At 36.2% G+C, this 4,090-nt stretch carries 2 protein-coding genes; one reads left to right on the top strand and one right to left on the bottom strand.

The features are described from left to right. Positions 1–431 precede the first annotated feature (431 nt). Positions 432–2,705: an ABC transporter substrate-binding protein gene (locus tag F6K54_RS41520; RefSeq protein ID WP_293090334.1), complete on the top strand. Its 2,274-nt coding sequence runs from the start codon at positions 432–434 to the stop codon at positions 2,703–2,705. Positions 2,706–3,036: 331 nt separating this feature from the next. On the opposite strand, the gene F6K54_RS41515 is transcribed toward F6K54_RS41520, so the two are convergent. After that, positions 3,037–3,450 (bottom strand): NUDIX domain-containing protein, encoded by a 414-nt coding sequence (locus F6K54_RS41515; RefSeq protein ID WP_293090333.1) that lies wholly within the window; start codon positions 3,448–3,450, stop codon positions 3,037–3,039. Positions 3,451–4,090 lie beyond the last annotated feature (640 nt).

Genomic DNA, 4,090 nt, shown 5'->3' with positions numbered 1-4,090 from the left:
GGAAGGTTTTATTTGTGGAGATATCCGACTCAAGGCCCTGGCTTTCCCATCCCTCCGCTCCCCTAATAGCTGCCGCCACCATCCTCCGCCAACGGGAGAGCGCGGGACTTCCCGCCAGGGAAGTTAAGCTTTGAAAAGCCGTCTGAGCGCTATTTATTTTTCTACGTCCTCCGATCATACAGCACTTTCCACTGCCCGTGAGGTACAGTCCGAAGATGGCTAGATTGCCTCACTGCAATATTTTCACCATTTACCTTGTACATCATTTGCCCGAAATCTGCTGTAAATTACAACTTTGAATTAATCAAGAGTTGCTGAAAATTGGTGTGACTTGACTAGCTTTCCTATACTTTACTGATTCACCACCGATGAGATGAATGGATAAGAAAATGTTTAGAGAAATCTAGAGGAAAATGAGCCTAAAGAAAAAAATGATAATTTGGCTGCTAACTATGTTCTTAACGGTGATGGCAGTTATAGTTACTACTAACCTTCAGGAACAAAATCAAAAAAATATAACGATCGCGATCGCTGCTCCCTTAAGCAATGCTGGAGCAGTGACAGAAAGAGTTGGTCAATCTATCATTAGAGGGGCACAACTCTGCATTGATCGGGTAAATAAAGCTGGCGGAATTGAAGGCAGGAAAGTGCAACTAAAAATTTATGATGACCAAGGGAAAATAGATGTAGCAGAGAAAGTAGCTAGAGAGATTGTCCAATCTCCAGCGATCGCCGTTATAGGTCACTATTCTAGTAGTGCATCTCTGGCAGCCGGAAAAATTTATCAAGCCGCTGGAATTCCCGCAATTAGTGGTTCAGCAACTGCTGATGCAGTAACCGCTGGTAATGAGTGGTACTTCCGCACAATTTTTAACGACAGCTTTCAAGGCAAATTTATCGCTACTTACTTGAGAAAAGTTCTAGGATATTCAGAAATTAGTATTATTCGTGGCTACGATGCTTATGGTTTAAACTTAGGTAAAAATATTGAAACATCTTTTCAGGAATTAGGAGGAGAGATAGTAGCTCAGTGGCAACTACCAGAAAACCAGAGCCAAGCTACAGATGAGATAATTATTCAGCAATTGCTGGCACTCAAAGAGTCTAATCGACTTCCAGAAGCAATTGTCTTAGCCATTAATCGCGAGCAAGCGACTAACTTAGTCCGGGAAATCAAAAATCGCAATCTGAACTTATCCCTATTTGGTGGTGATGATATAGGTGATGTAGGTTTTGCTCAATCTTTTACTGACCTTCCTGAAGAAAGAGAAACTCCAGGCTTCTTTAGCAACGACCTTTATGCCACAGTACCAATTATGTATTACGTGGCTAATGATCGAACTCAAGAATTTAGGAAAACATTTGCAGAGGTTTACAAAATTGCTCCCGGTTGGACTGCTGCTTCTTACTATGATGCTACTATCGCAGCTATCGAAGCTATTCATCGCACTCTGTTAACGGAGAAAGATTCAGCCAAATCAGCTTTTACTGGCAAAGATATTAAAAAAGATCGTTTGAGGGTTAGAGAGGGTTTGCTTCGGATTGACAGTCCCGATACTGCTGTCAAAACAGGAATGAGAAGATTTTACTTTAATAGGAATAATACTGTTACTTTTCCTCCTAGTGTGGGAATCTTTGACCATCGTCAGATGGTATCAGCTTTTACCCAACTACAAATAATTCCCAATATCAAGGCAATTTTAAATTCAGAGGCAAAAATTGCTAGTGGGAGGATTTTAAAAGTGTGGCAGCAATACTGGAAAAAAACTGACATTGTTTATGTAGGTCTTGACATCAACGAAGTTAACTATCTAGATGAGAAAAGTTCAACCTATGTTGTCGATTTTTATTTGTGGTTTAGATATCAAGGTAATCTGAATCCTGATCGAATTGAGTTTAGCAACTATGGGCTTGATCGTTTAACCTCTGGACAAAAGTTAACTATCGGAAAACCGATACAAAGTGGAGAAGAAAATGGAGTTAAGTATAAAATATATAGGGTTAAAGCCGATTTTCACGAAAAGTTTGATTTTCACAATTACCCCTTTGATAAACAGCATTTAAGTGTAAGGTTTCGACATACAGAGCTAACAAGAGATCGATTGATTTATGCTATCGACTTAATTGGTATGCAAGATATTACTAAAGAGGAATTATTTAGCCAATGGAAACAAAAAGTTTTTCAAGAAATTACCTCTTGGACACCTACAAAAATAACTTTTTTCCAGAATACTTTAGTAAAAGATTCTACACTAGGCTATCGGCAATTGATCGACACTAAGTCAAATTTAGAATACTCCCAGTTTAATGCTGTTATTGATATTAAAAGGAAATTACTCAGTTTCAGTATCAAAAATTTGCTGCCTCTGTGGTTTTTTATTGCTGTGGCATATCAGTTTTTGTTTTTGCCTTTCGATCTACTCTCAGCGGAGTTATTGAGTGGGCTATTACTAGCGGTTGTATTTTACCATTTGAGTTTACTAGATGCTCTGCCTGATGGAGTTGGTTATGTTGTTGCTCTTGACTATGCTTTTTATTTAGTTTACCTCTTATTTGGGTTAAAATTAACCCTAGTAACAGTAGGGTCTAGCGACAAGTTTAGAAATAATGAACCACAGCGTAAAAAGTTACTCTTGTTAGGGAGAGTGCTGCTCCCAATGATTGTGTTTGTTGGCTTTATATGGCTTTATTTGCTGTATGTATAGCACTGTGCGGAGGCAACAGGCAACAGGCAACAGGCAACAGGCAACAGAGGGAATAAAAACTGATAATATAAGACTTTTAGCTATTGGACAGTTCTTGTAATTTGTAAATATGCCAGCGCACATTCCTATATAGCACTGTTCGATGGCCTAAGAGATATTCTAGGGTTTGCTGAAAAAGTTTTTTTAAGGAGTCAGGGTAGTAGGGGAATATGGGAAGAAATTACAAAAAATATATCTTCGCCATTTTATTCAATCCTATCCGTTTTAGGGAGAGGTAATTATCAATTATCCATTATCAATTATCAATTATTGAATATGCAGGACTACCAATTTATCTACCAAACTGAGGCCATAACACCTGGACAAAAAAATCATTCAAAATCTTGTTACATTGAAATGCCAGTTGATTTTGGTCTAATTCATCTTTAGTAAAATAAGCTAAACGCTGACCTTCATTAAGTTGAATTTCCGTTAAGTCTAAATCTATTTGTTTCCAGAAAACATAATGTTCACGATCGTAAATATTGTACTTTTGAAAGAAGTTAATATTTCCTAATTCAATTTCTATTTCTTCTCTTATTTCTCTACGGATACATTCTTCTGGAGATTCGTTATTTTCTAAAATTCCTCCTAATAAATTCCAGGTATTAGGAAATGGAATAGATTCTTTATCATCTCTAAGTACCAGCAAAATTTCATTATTGCTATTCAATAAAATAATTACAGAACCTTGAATTTTATTCATATTTTTCTCCTAATTAAAAAGTTGCAATATTTTATTGTAGAGGTTTAGTCTCCAAACCCCATTTTTACTTGGGTTGGGAAACCAATATGGTTTTTTTTCACGAATCATTTTATGTTGCTATAGCGATCGCCTCATTCCTTCATTCTAAATCTAAAATCCTTCTTATATTATTTGCTAATTATCAGAAAAAAATTAATCAGCTTTTTACAAATTAAGTATTTTTCACGTTTTTGTGAAAACTAAGTAAAGATGAAAATTCAGTGATCATACTATTCCTCTTTTTAAAAATAATTGTTAAATTAAATCTAAGAAACCACTTAATAAAGTGAATCTTCAGGGGAAATGTTTGTATTTGTAAAGCAGGAAAATTACAGTCATAAGCCCGCCCAACTAACCCTACTAGAGCTTCAAGTTTAAAGTAGTGGAATAGATTTTTAATGTCAAGCTTTGAAAAATTAGCATCCTACCATTTTCTTAAAGTAACATTTAAGGCTTGATATCAAATCCGCTTAATTCGGTATAAAAAAATTTTCATCTTCACCTAAAGAGCAAATCTTTCTAAATTCTCTTTTCTCCTGACTCCTGAGTTCTGACTCCTGACTCCTAGATTAACTATCTAATTACACCGATGCTACCGGAT

It is taken from the genome of Okeania sp. SIO3B5 (assembly GCF_010692555.1).
Taxonomy (GTDB): Bacteria; Cyanobacteriota; Cyanobacteriia; order Cyanobacteriales; family Microcoleaceae; genus Okeania.
Note: the sequence above shows the minus strand (reverse complement) of the source record. Positions and strands in the feature narration are given on the sequence as shown.

What these genes read in the sequence shown, in the direction of transcription:
- F6K54_RS41515 (WP_293090333.1), bottom strand. Translation starts at nt 3,450, where the DNA reads ATGAATAAAATTCAAGGTTCTGTAATTATTTTATTGAATAGCAATAAT.
- F6K54_RS41520 (WP_293090334.1), top strand. Translation starts at nt 432, where the DNA reads ATGATAATTTGGCTGCTAACTATGTTCTTAACGGTGATGGCAGTTATA.